Genomic DNA, 20357 nt, shown 5'->3' with positions numbered 1-20357 from the left:
GGATAGGCCCATGAGTTTTCGCACGCAGCCACTGCCCGCCGCCCGTCTGAACCGCTGCCAGCTGTTCGGCCCCGGCTCCCGCAGCGAGCTGTTCGAGAAGATGGCCAAATCCGCTGCCGACGTGATCAACCTCGATCTCGAGGATTCGGTCGCCCCCGATGACAAGGACAATGCCCGCCGGCAGATCATCCAGGCCATCGGTGATGTCGACTGGGGCAACAAGACCCTGTCCGTTCGGATCAACGGGCTGGATACGCCCTTCTGGTATCGCGACGTGGTCGATCTGCTGGAAAACGCCTCGGACCGGCTGGACCAGATCATGATCCCCAAGGCCGGGAACGCCAGCGACATCTATGCCGTCGATGCACTGGTCACCGCCGTCGAGAAGGCCAAGGGCCGCAAGAAACCCATCGCCTTCGAGGCGATCATCGAGACCGCCGCCGGCATCTGCCATGTCGAAGAGATCGCCGCCGCCTCGCCGCGGATGCAGGCGATCAGCCTTGGCGCCGCCGATTTCGCCGCCTCGATGGGCATGGCCACCACCGGCATCGGCGGGACGCAGGAAAACTACTACATGCATCACCAGGGCCAGCAATACTGGTCCGATCCCTGGCATTGGGCGCAGGCCAAGATCGTCGCCGCCTGCCGCACCCATGGCGTGCTGCCGGTCGATGGCCCCTTCGGCGATTTTTCGGACAAGGACGGGTTCCGCGCGCAGGCGCTGCGCTCGGCCACGCTTGGCATGGTCGGCAAATGGGCCATCCATCCCAGCCAGGTGGCGCTGTCGAACGAGGTCTTCTCGCCCTCCGAGAAAGCCGTGACCGAAGCGCGCGAGATCCTTGCCGCGATGGACGCTGCCAAGAAGGCCGGGGCCGGGGCCACTGTCTACAAGGGCCGGCTGGTCGATATCGCCTCGATCAAGCAGGCCGAGGTCATCGTGCGCCAGGCCGAGCTGATCGCCGGCAACCAGTAGAGATACCTCGGGGCGCGCCACGGGGAGGTGGCACGCCCGTCCGAGGGAGGAGTGCAGGCCCCGTGGGACACCACGGGGCCTGTCGCATTCTGGGCCTTATCCCCGCCTGAGCAGCCGGAAGGCGGTCGAGGCGCCCCAGCCGGCGATCACCGCCACGGCAAGGGACATCAGCCCGTAGATGAACGGCCAGTCGAAGGCGAGGCGGTAGAGCCAACGTTCCAGCCCGACCTTCCGCACCTCAATGGGCGCGCGATAGACATCGACCACCTGCCCGTCGCGCAGCAGGAAGATGCGGGTCTTGTAATCGCCCTCGATCAGATTGGCCGGAAGCTGGATATTGGCGCGGAACAGGGTCTCCTCGGTCAGCGTGACGCTGCCCTGATCCAGCCGGTAAAGCCCGCTCTGCTCGCGCAGGCGGATCAGCGCCTGGGTGAAGGGCACCGTGTCGCTGACCTCGACCGGACCAGCGAAGGCGCGCATTGCCAGCGGGATCGAGATGCGGAAGCGCTCGTCCCATTCGGGCAGCAGGATCTGGTTCAGCGGTCCGGTGGTCGCCACGGCATAGAAGCCCGGCGCGGCACCGATCCTGACCCGCTCGGCATTGATCCAGATGCCGACCTTGCGCTCCTTGCGCCAGACGGTCAGCGGCTGCGCCGGGCCCTCGACAGTGACGATGACCTGCAGCGGCGCATTCTTGGGGATCGGCGTCTCGCGCTTGACCGCGCCGTAGATCAGGATGTCCGAGCCGTCGAAATTCGTGGTGATCGAGACCGCGTCGCTGGAGAGGCCCGCCACGACCTTCTCGGGCGCCTCGGCCTCGTTCTCGGGCACCACCTCGCGCGGACGGCCCGGATCGGGATAGAGCGGGAAATCGGCAGGCTCGCTGTCCGGCGTCGCGCGGGCCGCATCGCTTTGCGCGCGGGCCTCGGCCGCCTGCTCCTCGGGTGTCGGTCCGGCCATCTGTGCGGCGGCGAGCGTGACCACGGCCAGCAGCGCCAACGCAGCCATGCCGATGGCAATGGGCTTCCACCGCGCCATCACCGAACCCCCGTGGCGATCATGTAGAGGTCATCCGGGGTCAGGAACAGGTCCAGCGCCAGCTTGCCGCAGACGGCCAGCACCAAGAGCGCCAGCAAGATGCGCAATTGCTCGGCCCGCAGCTTCGCCCCAAGCGTGGTGCCGATCTGCGCGCCGACCACGCCGCCAAGGATCAGCAGCAGCGCCAGCATGACATCGACGGTGTTGTAGCTGACCGCGTGCATCAGCGTGGTGAAGGCGGTGACAAAGGTGATCTGAAAGAGCGAGGTGCCGATGACGACCTTGGTGGGCATCCCCAGCAGATAGATCATCGCCGGCACCATGATGAAGCCGCCGCCCACCCCCATGATCGCCGCCAGCACACCCACAGCCAGCCCGACCAGCAGCGGCGGGATGACGCTGATATAGAGGCCAGAGCTGCGGAATTTCATCTTCAGCGGCCAGCGATGCACCCACATATGCTCGTGCAGCCGCCGGCGCGGTGCCGAGACCTGACGTGACCGACGCAGCGCGCGCAGGCTTTCCTGCAGCATCATCAGCCCGATCAGGCCAAGGAAGACGACATAGCAAAGCTGCACCGCCAGATCGACCTGACCTATGCGCTGCAGGATGTTGAAGACCATGACGCCAAGCCAAGAGCCCACCAATCCACCGACCAGCAGCACGAGGCCCATGCGGAAATCGACCGTCTTTCGCTTTACATGCGCCAGAACGCCGCTGACCGAGGAGGCCACGACCTGGTTGGCACCGGTCGCCACTGCGATCGGGGGCGGAATGCCGATGAAGAACAGAAGCGGCGTGATCAGGAAGCCGCCGCCCACGCCGAAGAGGCCGCTCATCAGCCCGACGATCCCGCCCAGGGCGACCAGGGTGAAGGGATTGACCACGACCTCGGCGATGGGAAGGTAGATCGGCATGGGCTGTCCGTGACTTGCCGGCTTATCCTGCCCGTATGTCCGGATGCCGTCAAACCGGGAATAGGCTTTTCTCCAACGGTCATCGCGGGTTGAAGCGCGACGCGTGCACGGCTAATCAGAAAGGGACGGGATCAGCGGAGCGGGTATGCGCATCCTTATCACCAATGATGACGGTATCAACGCGCCGGGGCTTGAGGTTCTGGCCGAGATCGCGGCCGAGATCGCCGGCCCTGACGGCGAGGTCTGGACGGTCGCGCCGGCCTTCGAGCAATCGGGCGTCGGCCATTGCATCAGCTATGCCCATCCGACCATGCTGGCCCAGCTTGGCCCGCGCCGCTTTGCCGCCGAGGGAAGCCCCGCCGATTGCGTGCTGGCTGCGCTGTTCGACGTGATGGTCGACACGCCGCCCGATCTGGTGCTGTCCGGCGTCAACCGCGGCAACAACGCGGGCGAGAACGCGATGTATTCGGGCACCATCGGCGGCGCGATGGAGGCGGCGCTTCAGGGTCTGCCGGCCATCGCCCTGTCGCAATACCTGGGGCCGCGCACCGCCGGGCTGGATGATCCCTTCGACTGCGCCCGGCGTCTGGGCGCAAAGACCGTGCGGCAACTGTTGCAGCACGGCGATTGGACCGCCGGCGATGACTTCCGCCTCTTCTACAACGTCAACTTCCCGCCGGTCGCGGCCTCCGAGGCGCGCGGCCTGCGCGTCGCGCCACAGGGCCGGCGCGGCGGCGAGCGCTTCGGGATGCGGCCCTTCGTGGCACCGAACGGCCGGCGCTACCTGTGGATCTCGGGCGGGGCGCAGGATGCCGAGGCCACGCCCGGCAGCGATGTCGCCGCCAACCTGGACGGCTTCATCACCGTCACGCCGATGCGACCCGATCTCACCTGCCACGCCTCGCTTCAGGGGTTGGCCCAAGCCCTGGACGAGGGATGAGCGACGAACCCGACAGCCCTGCCGAACGGCAGATGCGCTTTCTGTTCCAGCTGCGCTCGCGCGGCGTGACCGACCCGCGGGTGCTGGCCGCGATGGAGCGGATCGACCGGGGGCATTTCGTGCGGGGTCAGTTCTCGGACCGATCTTACGAAGACACACCGCTGCCGATCCCCTGCGGCCAGACCATCAGCCAGCCCTCGGTCGTCGGGCTGATGACCCAGGCGCTGAATCCCGGTCCGCGCGACACCGTGCTGGAGATCGGCACCGGCTCGGGCTACCAGGCAGCGATCCTTTCAGGTCTCTGCCGGCGGGTCTATACCGTCGACCGGCATCGGCGGCTGGTGGTCGAGGCCGAGGCGATGTTCCAGAGGCTGGGCCTTTACAACATCACCGCGCAGGTGGCCGACGGCTCGCGCGGATTGCCCGATCAGGCGCCCTTTGATCGCATACTGGTGACTGCCGCAGCGGAAGACCCGCCCGGCCCGCTCTTGGCCCAGTTGAAGATCGGCGGTATCATGGTCGTGCCTGTCGGGCAGTCGGATGCGGTGCAGACGTTGATCCGCGTAACGCGGTCGGAAAGCGGATTCGCCTATGACGAGCTGCGGCAGGTGCGGTTCGTGCCATTGGTCGAGGGGTTGGGTCAGACATGACCCCCGTGCCGGTGGTCGCCTCAAGGCAGGAAGACAGGCAAGATGACAACGAGCAGATTTTTTCGACCCACATGCGCCGCAGCGGCCGCACTGATCCTCGCCTCCTGCGGGCAGAACGGCACCTTTGATCCCGACCTTCGCGGGTTGATGCGCGGCTCGCTGGATACGGCGCAGGCGGCCTCGGTGGCGCAGCCGCGCCCGCAGCCGGATTCGCGCGGGCTGATCAGCTATCCCGATTACCAGGTCGCGGTCGCGCGGCAGGATGACACCGTGACCACCATCGCGGCGCGGCTGGGGCTGAACGCGGGCGAGTTGGCGCGGCACAATGCCATCGACGCCACGGCGCCGCTGACCGCCGGAGCGATCGTCGCCCTGCCCCGCAAGGTGGCACCCGGCACGCCGGTGGCGGGGCGCGGCATCTTCAGCAATACCGGACAGGTCAGCGATCCCTTTGCCGACCAGGGCACGGCCAAGCCGGAGACACCGGCTGCCGAGGCGACCGCTGCGAAACCTGCAGCACCCGCCGCCGGTCCGCAGCCGAAGCAGCACCAGGTGGCCTCGGGCGAGACGGCCTGGTCGATCGCGCGGAAATACGATGTCTCGGTTGCCGATCTGGCCAAGTGGAACGGCTTGCCCGAGAACATGACCCTGCGCGTCGGCCAGCGCCTGCTGATCCCGGTGGCCGGCCAGAACCCCGCGACGAAGCAGGCGGCGGTCACGGTGCCCGGCGAGGGCAGCCCCACCCCGCGCCCGCCCTCGTCGGCAGAACCCTTGCCGGCCGAGAAGACCGAGCCCGCCTCGAAGCCGGTCGAGAAACCCGCCGCGCCGGATCTGGGCGCGACCCGGACCGCGAGTTCGAATGGCGGCAAGTTCCAGATGCCGGTTTCGGGCTCGATCGTCCGGACCTATCAGAAGGGCCGCAATGACGGGATCGACATTTCGGCCCCGGTCGGCACCTCGGTCAAGGCGGCGGGCGGCGGCTCGGTCGCGGCGATCACCCGCGACACCGACGGCGTGCCCATCGTGGTCGTCCGCCATGACGGCAACCTGATGACCGTCTATGCGGGGCTCGACAATCTGTCCGTGTCGAAGGGCGCCAAGGTCAGCGCCGGGCAATCGCTTGGCACCTCGAACAGCTCGGGCATCTTGCATTTCGAGGTCCGGCGCGGATTTGACAGCGTCGATCCCGAGGACTTCCTGCGCTGAACCCGGGGCGCGCTCATCGCCTCAGGCATGGCCCCGGAATGCCGAACGGCCACCCATGATCGGTGGCCGTTCGCAATTTCGGAGTCCTGACGGTCAGATCCGCTCCAGATGCTCATCAATCGCGGCTGCCACTTCGCGGCGGATCACCGCGCGCAGGTTGCGCGAGAAGCGCTGGCCAAGTTCGCCATGCAGCTCTTCCTGGATCATCTCACGGATCAGGTCCCGCAACTGGTCGTCATCGGTAGGAAGCGCGGAAGGACCAGAGCCGGGAATGTAGTCAGGGCCGCTTGCGCGAACGGTCTCGACCTCGTCGGGCGGCGTGGCGACGGGGTTTTTACTTCCATCAGCAGGTTGGTCCGCCTCAGCCTCAGTCGAAGCCGAAGCAGGATCGTCGAGATCTTCAGCGAATGGATCCGGGCTAATACAGGACGGGATCGCCATTCCGGTCCAGCCGGCTGCGGCTATCGCGGCATCATCCCCGTGATCGATCGGCGGCGTGACTTCCTCGACTTCACGATGCATCGCGACCTCGTCGCCGATTTGCAGATAGGCCGCCCAGAAATCGGTCGGACCGGTCTCGGTCCCGATCACCTCTGCATGCTCGCCGGCTTCGGTCTCAGGCGCTTCGGCCTCCGCCACCGGCGTCGCATCATCGGCAGCAGCGCCCCCACGAACCGGCATCAGGACCTCGGGCCGCATCCTTGACTTGGCCTCGAAGGCCTCGGCAAAATCGTCATCCTCGGTCCGTTGGGTAAAGGTCGCGGGAATTGGGTCGGACGGGATTGGGTCCGGGCCCACCTTATAGAAATCGGCAAAATCGTCCGGCCAGATTTCCGCGGCCTGATCGCCGCTACCCTGATCCGCCACAAGGCGACTGTCCACCCTGTCCGCCCTGTCCAGGCGCAGCGGCGGCAGCGCCCCGGCAGCCGAGCTTTCGCCGCTCTCGTGCCGCAGGGGCGGATCACGCCGCGCGACAAGCTCGGCATGGACTGCACGCGCGGGCGGCACCTGCAGATCGGCGATCAGTCGCGGACGCGGCGCAGTCAGCGGATGCTCGATAAAGTTCGGGCCGGCGGGTGCTGCACCAGCCCGGTCAGCGGCGGCCCTTCCGTCACGGACCAACTGGCGCGCCAGTGCCGCGTTGCCGCCGAAGCGTTCGGCAAGGTCTTCGCCGGCATCTTTGCGCGGTTCTTCGACTGCCGACTGCTGTCGCAGCAGCCTGTCGCGGGCAAAATCCTGGGCTTCATCCTCGGCAATCAGCCGGCGAATGGCGCTGAGCACGTCACCGATATCTTCGGACAGGCGCGCGGCCTCCTGCGGGCAGGTCATGTCGTTCATTGGCCCGCCCCCGCAGGGCGGAGGTCAGTTCCCGCGACCGATCGCGCGCAGCACGCGGTCGAGGTTTTCCCCCTGCCGGCTGGTATAGGGCGCGTCGCGGACCGCGCTGTAATATTCCGATGGATCATAGGTCGGGATTCCTAGCTTCAGGTTTTCTACCGTCAGCAGACCCATAGCAGCCAGAAGTTGATAATGGGCTAATTGGAGATTGGCCTCGGCCGTGATCTTGTCGGTGCGCGCCTCGAGCAGCGACTGCTCGGCGTCCAGAACGTCCAGTGTGGTGCGCGCGCCAAGCGTCGCTTCCTCGCGCACGCCGTCATAGGCTTGCTGGGCCGCCGAGATCTGTTCGTCGATGGCCGAGATCTGCGCGCCCGCCACGTCGATATTGGCCCAGGCCTCGCCCACGGCCAGATCGACCTGCCGTGCCACGTTCAGAAGTCCGGCCCGCGCCTGATCGCGTTGCGCCATGGATTTGCGCAGCACCGAGGACAGCCGGCCGCCGGAATAGATCGTCTGCGACATGGTCAGCCCGATCTGTGCGTCACGGCTGATCTCCTGGTCGCCGCTCAGCACCGAGGGAGAGCGGTTCACGCCGACGCGCGCCTCGGCGTTCAGCGTTGGATTGCGTTCGGCCTTGGCGGCGGCGACGCCGATTTCCGAGGCTGCAGCCTGATGCTGCGCCTGCTTCATCGCCGGATGGTTGCGCTGGCCAATGGCCCGCGCCGCATCCAGCGATTCCGGGCGCTTCGGCAAGGGCGGCGGGGCGCTGAGCGCGCCCGGAAGGGCGCCGGTGGCGGCGCGGTAACCTTCGCGCGCAACCTCGAGCGAACCCTCGGCCGAGGCCAGCGCGGCGCGGGTCGCCGCCAACTGGGCATTGGCCAGCGACACGTCGGTCAGGGTGATCTCGCCCACGTCGAAGCGGTCCTGCGCCGCCTGGCGCTCCTGCCCCAAGAGGCGGACCGAGTTGTTCTGCAGATCCACCTGCTCCAAGGCGCTGCGCACATTGAAGAAGGCCGAGACGGCATCGAACAGCACGTTCTGTTCGACCTGGACCAGGTTCTCGCGCGAGGCCAGGACCAGTTCCTTCTTCAGGTCGATATCCAGCTGGCTGCGGCCCCAGTCGAACAGCGTCATCTGCGCCGTCAGGCTGAGCGAGGTGACGTTGACGCCACCGCTGCTGAGCGTATGCGAGGCGGCCCAGCCCACGACGGGACGCAGCGTCGACACGGCCTGCGCCACGTCCTCGTCGGCGGCGCGCAGCACGGCGCGGTTCTGGTCCATCAAGGGCGATTTGCGATAGGCGGCGACCATGGCATCTGCCAGCGTCTCGGCCGCCACCGGCAGGGCGGTCAGCAGGCTCAGCGCGGTCGCGGTGGCCAGCCGGCGCATCCCCCGCCCGATCATAGCGCGAACCCCCGGGTCAGCGCGAAGCCCGACAGCAGCGGTGCATGAGCGTTGAAGGCATAGCGCCAGTTGATCCGGCCATTGACCTTCAGCCCGCTGCGCACGACGCCCAGATTGCCCTCGCGGAACAGCGCGACGATGCGGCCGCCCTCTTTCAACTGGTCGGCCAGCATCGCGGGCACCTCCTCGACCGAGCCGCCGCTGACCAGGATGGCGTCATAGGGGCCCTGTTTCTCGTATCCGGCGCTCAGCGGATTGCGCAGCACCACGACATTGTCGATGCCGGCGGCGAGAATGCGCCCCTCGGCCTCGCGGACGAATTCCTCGTCCTCCTCGACGGCAACCACGGCCTCGGCCATCTGCGCCAGAACCGCAGCCGAATAGCCAAAGCCGCAACCCAGGTCGAGCACCAGGTCGCTTGGCACGATGTCCAGCGCGTCGATCATCTTGGCCAGCGTCCGCGGCTCGAGCAGCACGCGGTCAGGACCGATGGGCAGGTTCTCGCCGGAATAGGCCACGCTGCGGCGGGCATCGGGCACGAATTCCTCGCGCGGGACGGTCAGCATCGCCTCGATCAGCGGATACTTTGTCACATCGTTCGGCCGAACCTGGGTGTCGACCATCATTGTGCGATGAACAGCGAAATCTGGCATGGCGAAAATTACCTATCGGCCCTAAGTCTGGACACCTTATTGGCATGAAAGGCGCGGGGGGGCAACGCACTCAATCGCGGCTTGCAAGGTGCGCGGCGATCCAGTATCCCCTGCCCGATCGAAGGACGGTGGGTTGGCGGAGAGGTTACGCACCGGATTGCAAATCCGTGAAGACCGGTTCGATTCCGGTACCCACCTCCACCTTCGATGACCTCGGCCTTGCCTCGGGCCAGCGCAACACCGCCTGACCCCGGCCGTTCCATGATCCTGATCCGATGATCCTCGCCGCCACGACCCGCCTTGCCGAGACGGTTCTGCATGGCCGCCTGCTTTTTGGCGGTGCGGCGCGGCTGCGCGCACGGATGATGCTGGACGACTTGCTCGCGCGGGCCGAGATCTGGGTCCATGCGGCCTCGGTGGGCGAGTTGAATTCGGCCTCGGTGCTGATCGAGGCGCTGGCCGCGCGGCATTCGGTACTGGTCACCACGAACAGCGAAACAGGGCTGGAGCGCGCGCGGTCGTGCGGCTGGCCGGCGGTGCTGGCGCCGCTGGACCTGCCGGGAACGCTAGGGCGGTTTCTGGATACGGTGCGGCCAAAGGTGGCGGTGACGGTCGAAGCCGAGCTGTGGCCGACCCGTGCCCGACTGCTGGCCGAACGCTCGATACCCCATGTCATCGTCGGCGCGCGCATGTCGGAGCGTTCGGCCCGGCGCTGGTCGCGCCTGCCGGGGCTGATCGGCCCAGTGCTGAAGAATGTCGCGGCGCTTTCGGCGCAGGATGCGGGCAGCGAGGCACGGCTGCGGACGCTTGGCCTGCCACAGCAGGCCATCCAGCCGCGGCTGGATCTGAAATTGCTGGCGCCCTCGCGGGTGGTGCCGCCTGCCCCCTCGTCCGACCGCGACCGGACGGTGCTGGCCGCCTCGACCCATCCCGGCGAGGATGAGCCAATTCTGGACGCCTGGCTGGCGGCGCGGGAAGGAACGCCCGGCTGCCGGCTCATTTTGGCGCTGCGCCATCCTGACCGGGCCGATCAGGTGACGGCGATGCTGGCCGCGCGCGGGCTGGCCTTCGGTCGGCGCAGCGCGGGGGCAGAGGATCACCCGCTGCTGCTGGCCGATACCCTGGGCGAGATGCCGCTCTGGTATGACCGCGCGGGCATCTGCATCACTGGCGGCTCGCTGGTCGATCATGGCGGCCATACGCCTTGGGAGCCCGCCGCCCACGCGACCGCGATCCTGCACGGGCCGCATGTGGCGAATTTCGCCGATGCCTATGCCACGCTGGACCAGGTCGGTGCGGCGCAACGCATCGATGCGAGGGGCCTACCTGCCGCACTGGCAGGTCTGTTGGCCGATCCCGCTGCCGCGCGGGGCATGGGTCAGGCGGCGCGGCAGGTGCTGGCCGAGCGTGCCGGCGATCCGGCCCCGCTGCTCGATCTCATCGGTAATCTTGTGAACCCCGGCGCGACTTCCGATATATTGGGGGAAGGTTAGGGATTGATCGCATGATCCGCTATGCGCTGCGCTGCAAGGAAGGCCATGACTTCGAGGGCTGGTTCCGCTCGTCCGAGGGGTTCGAGACGCTGCGCGCTGCCAGTCAGGTCAATTGCACCATCTGCGGCGGCAGCGATGTCAGCAAGGCACTGATGGCGCCCGCCGTTCCGGCCGAGCGCAAGGGCGGTGCGACCGCACCGAGCTTGGACCAGCCGCAGGGTGACCGCGAAGCGATGCTGGCGAAGCTGCGCGAGCATGTCGAGACGACCTCGGATTATGTCGGCCTGCGCTTTGCTGACGAGGCCCGCGCTATGCATGAGGGCCGCAGCGAAACCCGTTCGATCCATGGCGAGGCCCGCCCCGAAGAGGCGCGCAAGCTTATCGAGGATGGTGTGCCCATCGCCCCCCTGCCCTTCATCCCGAAACAGAAAGCCAACTGAATGACCGTTCTGATTACCGGCGCCAATCGCGGGATTGGTGCTGCGCTTGTGTCTGCCTATGCCGCCCGCGGCGAGACCGCCATCGGCACCGCCCGCAAATCCGCAAACGGCCTCTGGCCGCTGGATGTCACCCGGCCCGAGGAGTTCGCGGCACTGACCGACCGGCTGGCGACGACCGACCTGTCGCTGCTCGTCTGCAATGCCGGCATCTACAGCGACAAGGGCCGGACGATCGATGACCTGGAGCCCGAGATCTGGGCCGAGGCCTATGCCACCAATGTAACCGGCGCCTTCCTGACCATTCGTGCCTGCCTGCCGGCGCTGAGGCGCGGCAAGGGCAAGATCGCGCTGATCAGTTCGGCCATGGCCTCGGATGCGCGCGCCCCGGGCGGGGCCTATATCTATCGCTCCAGCAAGGCGGCGCTGCTGAACCTGGGCCGCAACCTTGCCAAGGATCTGGAAATTCCGGTGGGCATCTACCATCCGGGCTGGGTGCAGACCGACATGGGCGGAGCGGGCGCGGATATCACCGTGGATCAGGCGGTCGATGGGCTGGTGGCGCGGTTTGACGAGCTTTCGCCGCAGACCACCGGCATCTTCCAGTCCTATGACGGAACGACCATCCCCTTCTGAGTGACCGGGTGAAACAGGGGGCATCGGGTTTTGTCGCACCCTTTGCCCCTTGCCCTTTCCGGCCCCCGCCCATAAAAGCCGCGCGGATGATTTGAACCCTGCGCTGGAGGCATGAAATGCCGCTTCTGGTCATGAAATTCGGCGGCACCTCGGTGGCCGACCTTGCCCGCATCAAGAACGCTGCCGAAAAGGTCAAGCGTGAGGTGGAGCGTGGCTATGACGTGATCGTCATTGTCAGCGCCATGTCGGGCAAGACCAACGAGCTGGTGGGCTGGGTCGAGGCGACCTCGCCCCTGTTCGACGCCCGCGAATATGACGCGGTGGTCAGTTCCGGCGAGAACATCACCGCCGGGCTGATGGCCCTGACGCTGCAGGAGATGGACGTGCCGGCGCGCAGCTGGCAGGGCTGGCAGGTGCCGATCAACACCACGGCACAGCATTCCTCGGCCCGGTTCGTGGACATTCCGCGCAAGAACATCGACCAGAAATTCGCCGAGGGCTTCAAGGTCGCCGTCGTCGCGGGCTTCCAGGGCATCGGCCCCGATGGCCGCGTGACCACGCTTGGCCGTGGCGGCTCGGACACCACCGCCGTCGCCTTCGCCGCCGCCTTTGGCGCCGAGCGTTGCGACATCTATACCGATGTCGACGGCATCTATACCACCGACCCCCGCATCACCTCGAAAGCCCGCAAGCTGGGCAAGATCGCCTTCGAGGAAATGCTGGAACTGGCCAGTCTCGGGGCGAAGGTGCTTCAGACCCGCTCGGTCGAGCTGGCAATGCGCTATAAAGTGCGGCTGAGAGTGCTATCCTCGTTCGAGGATACCGACGAGAACTCTGGCACGCTGGTCTGCGATGAGGATGAGATCATGGAATCGAAAGTCGTCAATGGCGTCGCCTATTCGCGCGACGAAGCCAAGATCACCCTGGTGACGGTCGAGGACCGGCCGGGCATTTCCGCCGCGATCTTCGCGCCGCTGGCCGAGGCGGGGGTGAACGTGGACATGATCGTCCAGAACATCTCGGAAAAGGATTACGAGGATCATCCGGGCTCGGTCACCGACATGACCTTCTCTGTGCCGGTGAACCAGGTCGAGCGCGCCAAGCGCGCGATGGAGCAGGCGCGTCAGTCGGGTATCATCAGCTATGACGAGCTGGTGGTGGATATCGACGTCGCCAAGGTCAGCGTTGTCGGCATCGGCATGCGCAGCCACACCGGCGTTGCCGCCCGCATGTTCAAGGCGCTGGCTGATGAAAATATCAACATCAAGGTCATTTCGACGAGCGAGATCAAGATCTCGGTGCTGATCGATCGCAAATATATGGAACTCGCCGTGCAGGCCCTGCATGATGCGTTCGAGTTGGAGAAAGCCTGACCGAGCGTAACTGAGGCAGGGCCCGCACCTGCCCCCGCGTCAGGCCGGACCGTTCTGGGGGGATGATGCCGCACCGCAAGGACAGTGATTCACGCAAGCTGCTCAGGCGGCTGCGCGATACATTGGGCTCGGCCGGCGGCAGTCAGGACCGCCTGGACAGCATCACCCATGACATCGCCGATTCGATGGGCACGCAGGTCTGCTCGATCTACCTGTTCCGCGATGGCGACACGCTGGAACTGTGCGCGACCGAGGGGCTGAAGCCCGAATCCGTCCACAAGATCCGGCTGCGCCTTGGCGAGGGCCTGGTCGGCCGCGTCGCCCGTACCGGGCGCAACATCAACACCGCCAATGCCCCCGCCGAGCCGGGCTTCCGATTCATGCCGGAAACCGGCGAGGAGATTTTTCCCAGCTTCCTCGGCGTGCCGATCCAGCGCGTCGGCGAAAAGCTGGGCGTGCTGGTGGTGCAGTCGCGCGAGGCGCGGCTGTTTTCTGAAGACGACATCTACGGCCTCGAGGTCGTGGCGATGGTGCTGGCCGAGATGACCGAGTTGGGCGCCTTTCAGGGCAGCCAGACCGATGCCCTTCCGCTGGAACACCGCTTCCCGGTCCTGTTCCGCGGCGCGACCGGGCAGGAGGGCTCGGCCGAGGGCCGGGTCTGGCTGCACGAGCCGCGCGTGGTCATCGCCAACCCGGTCGGCGACGATCCCGAGACCGAATCCGCCCGGCTGAATGACGGGATCGAGAAGCTGCGCGAGCGGGTCGACAAGCTTCTGGCCGAAACCGAGGCCGAGGCAGACAGCGACCATGTGCAGGTGCTGGAGGCCTATCGCCTGTTTGCCCATTCCCGCAGCTGGCTGGCCCGGATGGAAGAGGATATCCGCCGCGGCCTGTCCGCCGAAGCTGCTGTCGAGAAAGAACAGTCGCTGGCCCGCGCCCGGCTGGAACGCGCCGCCGATCCCTATCTGCGCGACCGGCTGCATGATCTGGACGATCTGTCGAACCGGCTGCTGCGCATCCTGACCGGACAGGGCAACGATACCGGGGCCGAACTGCCGGAGAACCCAGTTTTGATTGCCCGCAATATCGGTCCGGCGGAACTCTTGGATTATGGCCGCCGGTTGAAGGGCGTGGTGCTGGAAGAAGGCTCGGTCGGCAGCCATGCCGCCATCGTCGCCCGGGCGCTGGCGATTCCGCTGGTCATCCACGCCGCCCGCATCACCAGCGAGGCGCTGAACGGCGATCCCATTCTGGTCGATGGCGATCAGGGCGTGGTGCATCTGCGGCCCGAGGATACCGTGGCCGCCGCCTTCCGCGACAAGATGGCGATGCAGGCCGAGGCGCAGGGCCGCTATGCCAGCCTGCGCAACCTGCCCGCCACCGGCATCTGCGGGACCACGATCCATCTCTACATGAATGCCGGTCTGATGGCCGACCTGCCCTCGCTGGAAAATTCCGGCGCCGAGGGGGTCGGCCTCTTCCGCACCGAGTTGCAGTTCCTGACCCGCAGCAAGGTGCCACGGCGGGCAGAGCTGGCGGCGATCTATGCGCATGTGCTGGACAGCGCCAAGGGCAAGATCGTCATGTTCCGCACGCTGGACATCGGCTCGGACAAGGTTCTGCCCTATATGAAGCCGCAGGACGAGCCGAACCCGGCCATGGGCTGGCGGGCGATCCGCGTGGGTCTGGACAAGCGTGGCGTGCTGCGGATGCAGCTGCAGGCGTTGATCCGCGCCGCGGTGGGCCGGCCGCTTTACGTGATGTTCCCGTTCATCGCCGACATCACCGAGTACGAGGCCGCCTACAAGATCCTGATGGAGGAACTGGCGCGCGAGAAACGCCTTGGCCACGCCATGCCAAGCGACATCCGCGTGGGCGCCATGCTGGAAACGCCCTCGATGGTCTATGCGCCCAAGCGCTTCTACGAGATGTGCGATTTCATCTCGATCGGCGGCAATGACCTGAAACAGTTCTTCTTTGCCGCCGACCGCGAGAACGAGCGGGTGCGGCGGCGTTACGACACGATGAACACCTCGTTCCTGAATTTCATCGAGCAGATCGTGCAGCGCTGCGACGACGCCCGCGTCGCCCTGTCCTTCTGCGGCGAGGATGCCGGCCGCCCGGTCGAGGCGCTGACCTTTGCCGCGCTTGGCGTGCGGCGTCTGTCGATGCGCCCGGCCTCGATCGGCCCGGTCAAGCATCTGATCCGGCAGGTCTCCATCGCCGATCTGAAATCGGTGATCGATGACGCGCGGAACGCCGGCCAAACCAACCTGCGCCGCACCGTGACCGAGTGGCTGGCCCGGCAATAGGCCGGCGCCATCCGTCTCAAGCCCTATTCAAACGGCGCGCGGCTGCCGGTAGGGTGGCGCCATCGCCCTGGGGGAACCATCATGCCTCAATCGCTTGCCTCGTCTGATACCGGTCCTTGGCTGGATGACCCGGTGCACCGCGCCTATCTGGTCGCCGATGCGCGGCGCCAGCTCGATTTCTTCGATGCGAGCCTTGGGCGCGCGGGCGGTCTGGCGGTGCTGGACTATGCAGGTACCCCCCTGCCCGGCCCGCAGGAATTGCATACGACCACGCGCCTTGTGCACAGCTATGGCCTCGCGCAGATCGCCGGGCGACCGGATCACGCGGGCATCATCGATCGCGGCATGTCCGATCTCTGGACCCGCCACCGCGACAGCCAGCATGGCGGCTATGTCTGGTCGGTCGACGGCGCAGGCGTGGCCGATGGGGTGAAGCTCGCCTATGGCCATGTCTTCGTCCTGCTCGCTGCCTCGACGGCGAAACTCGCCGGGCATCCCGATGCCGACCGGCTGCTGGCCGATGCGTCCGAGGTGCTGGACCGGCACTACTGGGACGATCAGGCGGGCCTCTTCCGCGACGAGTTCACCCGCGACTGGCAGTCCTTCTCGACCTATCGCGGCATGAACGCCAACATGCACGGGGTCGAGGCGCTGCTGGCTGCGTATGAAGCCACCGGCGAGGCGGTGTATCTGGATCGCGCCCGGCGGATCTTCGACTTCTTCCTTGGCCGCATCGCGCCGGAAAACGGCTGGCGCATCCCCGAGCATTACACCGAGGACTGGCAGATCGACCGCGATTACGAGGGCAACCCGATGTTCCGCCCCGCCGGCTCGACCCCCGGCCATTCCTTCGAGATGGGCCGGCTGCAATTGCAGCTCTGGGACCTGTCTGGCCGCCCCGATGACGGCGCGCCGGCACGGGCGCGGAAACTGGTGCAGCGGGCGCTGGATGATGCCTGGGACGAGCGGCGCGGCGGCTTTGTCTACACGCTGGCACCGGATGGCACGGTGGCGCGGCAGGCGCGTTACTGGTGGCCGGTGACCGAGGCGATCGGGGCGCTGGCGGCCTTCCAGAAGCTCGATCCGCAGGCCGGCGACGAGGACTGGTATCGCCGCTGCTGGTCCTTCGCCGACCGGCACCTGATCGACCACGCGCGCGGCGGCTGGATCCCCGAACTGGATGATCAGGACCAGCCGGCCAAGGCGCAATTCGCCGGCAAGCCCGACATCTATCACGCGCTTCAGGCCGATCTGCTGCCGCTGGCGGCGGGCATTTCCCACGCTGCCAAGGCGCTGAAGGACAGCCGCCCGCTGGCTGGCTGAGCCTCAGTCCTTGCTGGCCGGCATCTCCGTTCCCCCGGCCCGGCGGGTCAGCCAGAGCGAGAAGCAGAGGAACAGGCCCGTCACCACGTAAAGCCCGATGGCGATCGGGCTTTGCAGCAGGATCATGAAATCCCCGCCCGAGATCGACAGCGCGCGTCGCAGGTTGTTCTCCATATCCATGCCCAGCAGCAGGCCCAGCACCACTGGCACCAGCGAGAAATCGAGCTTGCGCAGCACGAAGCCGAGGATGCCGAAGCCGACCATGACCAAGAGGTCAAAGGCCGCATGGGTGATGGCATAGACGCCCAGATAGCTGATCGCCACCACCAGCGGCATCAGGATCCATGCCGGCATGCCAAGGACGCGGGTGAAGAGGCCGATCAGCGGCAGGTTCAGGATCAGCAGCACGAAATTCGCCAGATAGAGCGCAGCGACCAGCCCCCAGACCAGATCCGGGCTGCGCTCGAACAGCAGCGGCCCGGGCTGGATGTTCAGCGAGATCAGCATCGCCAGCATCACCGCTGTCGTGCCCGATCCCGGCACGCCAAGCGTCAGCATCGGGATCAGCGCCCCGCCGCTGGCGGCATTGTTGCCGGCCTCGGGCGCGGCCACACCGCGCGGATCGCCGGTGCCGAATGTGCCCTTGTCGCTCAACCTCTTCTCGAAGCTGTAGGACATGACCGCCCCCAACGAGGCCCCCGCCCCCGGCAGGATGCCGGCGATGAAGCCGATCAGCGAGCCGCGCAGGCTGGCCCCCAGCCCCTCCTTCACCCGCGCCAGCCGCGGAAACACCCGGCCCGGCGGCACCAGCCCGCCGCCATGGGCCTTTTCCTCGAGGAAGAACAGGATCTCCGAGATGGCGAACAGACCGACCAGCGCGACGATGGGATCGAAGCCGTCGTAAAGGTTGAAGCTGCCGAAGGTATAGCGCGCCACGCCGGTCGACGGATCAAGCCCCACCGTGCCCAGCATCAGACCCAGCAGCGCCGCCAGAAGCGTCTTCCTCGGGTCCGTGCCGGTGATGCCGCCGATGGTGGCGAAGGCCATGACGTAAAGCGCAAAGTAATCCGCCGGCCCGAAATATATCGCGGCCTTGGCCAGAAGCGGCGCGAAGAGGGTCAGCCCGATGGTGGCCAGCGTCGCGCCGATGAACGAGGCCACACCCGAGATCGCCAGCGCATCTGCCGCCTGCCCCTTCTTCGCCATCGGATAGCCGTCGAGCGTGGTCATGATCGCCGGCTCGTCGCCCGGGATGTTCAGAAGGATGGCCGAAATGCGGCCGCCATACATGCAGCCGTAGTAGACGGCGGAGAGCAGGATCATCGAGGACGTGGCATCAAGCCCGAAGGCAAAGGTCAGCGGGATCAGGATCGCCACGCCATTCACCGGGCCAAGCCCCGGCAGCGCCCCGATCAGCGTGCCGGCAAAGCAGCCGGCGACGATCAGCGCCAGGTTGATCGGCAGCGCGGCGACGGCGAACCCGCCCCAGAGTTGCGAAAGAATGTCCATGTCAGCCAAACCATGTGCCCAGAAGCGGCAGGGGCAAGCCCATCAGCCGGTCGAACAGGATGTAGAGCCCGGGCGCCGCCAGCGCCGCCGTGAGGAACCCGCCGACCGGCGGCGCGCCCATCAGCAGTCCCAACCCAAGGATCGCGGCAAAGCTGGTCGGCACGAAGCCCAGAGGCTCCAGCAGCAGCGCATAGCCCAGAAGTAGCGCGATGGCGGTGCCCTGACGGATCAGCCCGGCGCTTCCCGCCCAGTCCGCACTGTGCTGCGGCCAGATCATCAGCGACAGGCCCAGAAGGATGGCCGGGATGCCGATTACGCGGGGAAAGATCGCAGGCCCCAGCGGATCGCCGAAGCCTGCGGTATATCCTGCCGACAACCAGACATAGCCGGTTGCCAGCAGCAAGAAGAACAGCCCGGCCAGCCGGTCGGTCACTGGATGACGCCGATCTGGCGCGAGATCTCGGCCATCTGCTGTTCCTGCTCGGTGACATAGGCGGCGAATTCGTCACCACCGCGCCAGATCGGCTCCAGCCCGCTGGCCTTCGCCGTCTCCTGCCAGGCGGGGCTGTCATAGAGCGTCTTCAGCTTCTCGACCCAGGCAGCGTAATCCTCGTCGCTGACCCCGCCGCCGGTATAGAAGCCGCGCCAGTTATAGCCGGTCACGTCATAGCCCTGCGACTTGGCGGTGGGCAGGTCGGGGAAGGCCGAGATCGGTTCGTCCGACAGTGCCGCCAGAACCCGGATGTCGCCTGATTCGACGAAGCCCTTGATCTCGCCCAGATCGGTCGAGACCAGCCCGACCTGTCCGCCCATCATCTGCGTCACTGCCGGGCTGCCGCCGTCGAACTGCACCCAGCGGATTTTGTCCAGCCCCTCGACCCCGCCGGCCTGCGCCAAGAGGAGAAGGCGGATGTGATCCCAGCCGCCCGCACCCGACGAGCCCGAGGTGACCACCGAGGTTGGGTCTTCCTTCAGCCGCGCCATCAGGTCGTCGAGGCTCTGGATCTCGCTGTCCTTGGCCACCGCGATCACTCCCACATCGGCGCCGAGCATGGCGAGCCAGCGCATGGCATCGGTGCCTGCCGGGTATTTGCCCTGCGCGATCTGGGTGATGCCGACGGTCGAGGTGGCGACCAGCAATTCGGGATCATCGGCGCGCTTGCCGGCGACATTGGCATAGGCCACCGCCCCCACCCCGCCCGGCATGTTCGTCACCTGCACATTGCCCTCGACCAGCTTCTCCTCGGACAGAAGCCGGCCCACCTCGCGGCAGGTGAAATCCCAGCCGCCGCCGGGATCAGCCGGCGCAATGCACTCGGCGGCACCTGCGGGAACAGCGACCAGCAAAGTCGCCGCCAAGCCTGCCACACGCAGGCCGTTCAATGTCGAGATCATCCTATCCTCCCTTGATGAATCTTGCGTCCAATTCACACCACGCCACGGCGACCGATAAAGCGCCTGGCGTTTTCAATGGCTTGCAGAACCTCGCGCCGAACCGCCGCCGAATGGGCCAGCACCGCTTGCGCCGCCCCCGCAGCATCGCCCGCCTCGATCAGGTCCAGAATTTCTGTGTGCTCGCGATGCGTCGTCTGCCGCCCCTCCTCCGAAGCGAAGGACAGCCAGCGCGCCCGAAGCGTGCGCAGGGTCACGTCCTGCATCGCCGTCACCAGGCAGCGGTTGCGCGACAGCTGCGCGCAGCGGACGTGGAAGTCCAGCCCCATCTCGAGCCAGCGTTCCGGGGTGAATTCGTCATGGCTCAGGTTGATGCTGCTGCGGATGGCGGCGATCTCGTCGGGCCGGGCCAGCTTGGCGGCCAGCCGCACGGCCTCGGGCTCGATGATGTCGCGGAAGGCAAAGACCTCGTTGATCTCGGCAATGTCGAAGGGCGCGATGGCATAGCTGCGCCCGTCCCGCACCACCAGCCCGTCGCGCAGAAGATGCAGCAGCGCCTCGCGGATCGGCGTGCGCGAGACCTCGAACTGCTGTTCCAGCGCGCGTTCGCTGATCGGCTCGCCCGGCACCAGGTCCAGCGACAGGATGGCAAAGCGCAGACGGGACAGCAGGTCCCGCTCCTCGGTCTGATGCGCTGTCTCTGCGATCATTGACGCCTCCCACCACATCGGTATACCAATTCGGCATCCAATTGCAACGCCGA

General features: G+C 66.6%; 19 protein-coding genes and 1 tRNA gene. 11 read left to right on the top strand and 9 right to left on the bottom strand.

Annotated features, from left to right (window positions below; translation table 11 throughout):
* Positions 1–10 precede the first annotated feature (10 nt).
* Positions 11–973, top strand: coding sequence for an L-malyl-CoA/beta-methylmalyl-CoA lyase (locus tag CX676_RS15570; RefSeq protein ID WP_101753431.1), 963 nt, complete (start codon positions 11–13; stop codon positions 971–973).
* Positions 974–1069: 96 nt separating this feature from the next.
* Here the strand turns inward: CX676_RS15570 and CX676_RS15565 are convergent, their stop codons facing one another.
* Together CX676_RS15565 and CX676_RS15560 are read right to left on the bottom strand one after the other, a co-directional pair.
* Positions 1070–2011, bottom strand: a complete 942-nt coding sequence (locus CX676_RS15565) for a TIGR02186 family protein (RefSeq protein ID WP_232816481.1) — start codon at positions 2009–2011, stop codon at positions 1070–1072.
* The gene (locus CX676_RS15560) at positions 2011–2928 is read right to left on the bottom strand and encodes a sulfite exporter TauE/SafE family protein (RefSeq protein WP_101753430.1); all 918 of its coding nucleotides are present in this window, start codon (positions 2926–2928) and stop codon (positions 2011–2013) included. Before CX676_RS15560 ends, CX676_RS15565 begins: the two co-directional genes overlap by 1 nt.
* A gap of 145 nt (positions 2929–3073) precedes the next feature.
* Here CX676_RS15560 and surE point away from each other — a divergent pair, with 145 nt between their 5' ends.
* From surE to CX676_RS15545, 3 genes are read left to right on the top strand one after another with little or no spacing between them, the layout of a single operon-like run.
* Positions 3074–3868: a 5'/3'-nucleotidase SurE gene (gene surE / locus CX676_RS15555; protein WP_101753429.1), complete on the top strand. Its 795-nt coding sequence runs from the start codon at positions 3074–3076 to the stop codon at positions 3866–3868.
* Positions 3865–4518, top strand: a complete 654-nt coding sequence (locus CX676_RS15550) for a protein-L-isoaspartate(D-aspartate) O-methyltransferase (RefSeq protein ID WP_101753428.1) — start codon at positions 3865–3867, stop codon at positions 4516–4518. The genes surE and CX676_RS15550 overlap by 4 nt, the downstream gene beginning before the upstream one ends.
* 42 nt (positions 4519–4560) lie before the next feature.
* Positions 4561–5724, top strand: coding sequence for a LysM peptidoglycan-binding domain-containing protein (locus CX676_RS15545; RefSeq protein WP_101753427.1), 1164 nt, complete (start codon positions 4561–4563; stop codon positions 5722–5724).
* A gap of 93 nt (positions 5725–5817) precedes the next feature.
* Here CX676_RS15545 and CX676_RS15540 read toward each other — a convergent pair whose 3' ends face one another.
* Genes CX676_RS15540 through CX676_RS15530 form a run of 3 tightly spaced genes read right to left on the bottom strand, consistent with a single transcriptional unit; the run spans position 5818 to position 9119 of the window.
* The gene (locus CX676_RS15540; protein ID WP_157935966.1) at positions 5818–7062 is read right to left on the bottom strand and encodes a hypothetical protein; all 1245 of its coding nucleotides are present in this window, start codon (positions 7060–7062) and stop codon (positions 5818–5820) included.
* 24 nt (positions 7063–7086) lie between these two features.
* Positions 7087–8466, bottom strand: a complete 1380-nt coding sequence (locus tag CX676_RS15535; RefSeq protein WP_232816480.1) for a TolC family outer membrane protein — start codon at positions 8464–8466, stop codon at positions 7087–7089.
* The gene (locus CX676_RS15530) at positions 8463–9119 is read right to left on the bottom strand and encodes a protein-L-isoaspartate O-methyltransferase family protein (RefSeq protein ID WP_101753424.1); all 657 of its coding nucleotides are present in this window, start codon (positions 9117–9119) and stop codon (positions 8463–8465) included. The genes CX676_RS15535 and CX676_RS15530 overlap by 4 nt, the downstream gene beginning before the upstream one ends.
* Before the next feature lie 127 nt (positions 9120–9246).
* On the opposite strand from CX676_RS15530, the gene CX676_RS15525 reads away from it, so the two are divergent.
* The 7 genes from CX676_RS15525 to CX676_RS15495 all read left to right on the top strand — a co-directional run bounded on the left by CX676_RS15525 (position 9247) and on the right by CX676_RS15495 (position 16693).
* Positions 9247–9320 (top strand) — tRNA-Cys (locus CX676_RS15525).
* Between the two features lie 74 nt (positions 9321–9394).
* On the top strand, positions 9395–10612 hold the full coding sequence (locus CX676_RS15520; protein ID WP_101753423.1) for a 3-deoxy-D-manno-octulosonic acid transferase: 1218 nt from the start codon (positions 9395–9397) through the stop codon (positions 10610–10612).
* Positions 10613–10623: 11 nt separating this feature from the next.
* Entirely contained in the window at positions 10624–11052 is a 429-nt protein-coding gene (locus tag CX676_RS15515) for a DUF1178 family protein (RefSeq protein ID WP_101753422.1), read from the top strand.
* A complete protein-coding gene (locus CX676_RS15510) occupies positions 11053–11685 on the top strand; it encodes an SDR family oxidoreductase (RefSeq protein WP_101753421.1) in 633 nt (210 codons plus the stop codon).
* A 116-nt stretch (positions 11686–11801) separates the two neighbouring features.
* A complete protein-coding gene (locus CX676_RS15505) occupies positions 11802–13058 on the top strand; it encodes an aspartate kinase (RefSeq protein ID WP_101753420.1) in 1257 nt (418 codons plus the stop codon).
* Between the two features lie 65 nt (positions 13059–13123).
* Positions 13124–15370 (top strand): phosphoenolpyruvate--protein phosphotransferase, encoded by a 2247-nt coding sequence (gene ptsP / locus CX676_RS15500; RefSeq protein ID WP_101754377.1) that lies wholly within the window; start codon positions 13124–13126, stop codon positions 15368–15370.
* An 81-nt stretch (positions 15371–15451) separates the two neighbouring features.
* Positions 15452–16693: an AGE family epimerase/isomerase gene (locus CX676_RS15495; protein WP_101753419.1), complete on the top strand. Its 1242-nt coding sequence runs from the start codon at positions 15452–15454 to the stop codon at positions 16691–16693.
* A 3-nt stretch (positions 16694–16696) separates the two neighbouring features.
* Here the strand turns inward: CX676_RS15495 and CX676_RS15490 are convergent, their stop codons facing one another.
* Genes CX676_RS15490 through CX676_RS15475 form a run of 4 tightly spaced genes read right to left on the bottom strand, consistent with a single transcriptional unit; the run spans position 16697 to position 20304 of the window.
* Entirely contained in the window at positions 16697–18202 is a 1506-nt protein-coding gene (locus CX676_RS15490) for a tripartite tricarboxylate transporter permease (RefSeq protein ID WP_101753418.1), read from the bottom strand.
* 1 nt (position 18203) lies between these two features.
* A complete protein-coding gene (locus CX676_RS15485; protein ID WP_157935965.1) occupies positions 18204–18635 on the bottom strand; it encodes a tripartite tricarboxylate transporter TctB family protein in 432 nt (143 codons plus the stop codon).
* Positions 18632–19597 carry a Bug family tripartite tricarboxylate transporter substrate binding protein gene (locus tag CX676_RS15480; RefSeq protein ID WP_101753416.1) on the bottom strand — a complete coding sequence of 322 codons (966 nt, stop codon included), beginning with the start codon at positions 19595–19597 and terminating at the stop codon, positions 18632–18634. The genes CX676_RS15485 and CX676_RS15480 overlap by 4 nt, the downstream gene beginning before the upstream one ends.
* 32 nt (positions 19598–19629) lie before the next feature.
* Positions 19630–20304, bottom strand: a complete 675-nt coding sequence (locus tag CX676_RS15475) for a GntR family transcriptional regulator (protein ID WP_101753415.1) — start codon at positions 20302–20304, stop codon at positions 19630–19632.
* Positions 20305–20357 lie beyond the last annotated feature (53 nt).

The sequence above is a fragment of the Paracoccus zhejiangensis genome (genome assembly GCF_002847445.1).
GTDB lineage: Bacteria > Pseudomonadota > Alphaproteobacteria > Rhodobacterales > Rhodobacteraceae > Paracoccus > Paracoccus zhejiangensis.
Note: the sequence above shows the minus strand (reverse complement) of the source record. Positions and strands in the feature narration are given on the sequence as shown.

Bases quoted from the DNA above. Each gene is read 5' to 3' on its own strand.
- CX676_RS15505 (WP_101753420.1), top strand. From the start codon at position 11,802: ATGCCGCTTCTGGTCATGAAATTCGGCGGCACCTCGGTGGCCGACCTT.
- ptsP (WP_101754377.1), top strand. From the start codon at position 13,124: ATGCCGCACCGCAAGGACAGTGATTCACGCAAGCTGCTCAGGCGGCTG.
- surE (WP_101753429.1), top strand. From the start codon at position 3,074: ATGCGCATCCTTATCACCAATGATGACGGTATCAACGCGCCGGGGCTT.
- CX676_RS15535 (WP_232816480.1), bottom strand. From the start codon at position 8,466: ATGATCGGGCGGGGGATGCGCCGGCTGGCCACCGCGACCGCGCTGAGC.
- CX676_RS15540 (WP_157935966.1), bottom strand. From the start codon at position 7,062: ATGAACGACATGACCTGCCCGCAGGAGGCCGCGCGCCTGTCCGAAGAT.
- CX676_RS15530 (WP_101753424.1), bottom strand. From the start codon at position 9,119: ATGCCAGATTTCGCTGTTCATCGCACAATGATGGTCGACACCCAGGTT.
- CX676_RS15520 (WP_101753423.1), top strand. From the start codon at position 9,395: ATGATCCTCGCCGCCACGACCCGCCTTGCCGAGACGGTTCTGCATGGC.
- CX676_RS15550 (WP_101753428.1), top strand. From the start codon at position 3,865: ATGAGCGACGAACCCGACAGCCCTGCCGAACGGCAGATGCGCTTTCTG.
- CX676_RS15490 (WP_101753418.1), bottom strand. From the start codon at position 18,202: ATGGACATTCTTTCGCAACTCTGGGGCGGGTTCGCCGTCGCCGCGCTG.
- CX676_RS15545 (WP_101753427.1), top strand. From the start codon at position 4,561: ATGACAACGAGCAGATTTTTTCGACCCACATGCGCCGCAGCGGCCGCA.
- CX676_RS15480 (WP_101753416.1), bottom strand. From the start codon at position 19,597: ATGATCTCGACATTGAACGGCCTGCGTGTGGCAGGCTTGGCGGCGACT.
- CX676_RS15560 (WP_101753430.1), bottom strand. From the start codon at position 2,928: ATGCCGATCTACCTTCCCATCGCCGAGGTCGTGGTCAATCCCTTCACC.
- CX676_RS15515 (WP_101753422.1), top strand. From the start codon at position 10,624: ATGATCCGCTATGCGCTGCGCTGCAAGGAAGGCCATGACTTCGAGGGC.
- CX676_RS15565 (WP_232816481.1), bottom strand. From the start codon at position 2,011: ATGGCGCGGTGGAAGCCCATTGCCATCGGCATGGCTGCGTTGGCGCTG.
- CX676_RS15475 (WP_101753415.1), bottom strand. From the start codon at position 20,304: ATGATCGCAGAGACAGCGCATCAGACCGAGGAGCGGGACCTGCTGTCC.
- CX676_RS15510 (WP_101753421.1), top strand. From the start codon at position 11,053: ATGACCGTTCTGATTACCGGCGCCAATCGCGGGATTGGTGCTGCGCTT.
- CX676_RS15495 (WP_101753419.1), top strand. From the start codon at position 15,452: ATGCCTCAATCGCTTGCCTCGTCTGATACCGGTCCTTGGCTGGATGAC.
- CX676_RS15570 (WP_101753431.1), top strand. From the start codon at position 11: ATGAGTTTTCGCACGCAGCCACTGCCCGCCGCCCGTCTGAACCGCTGC.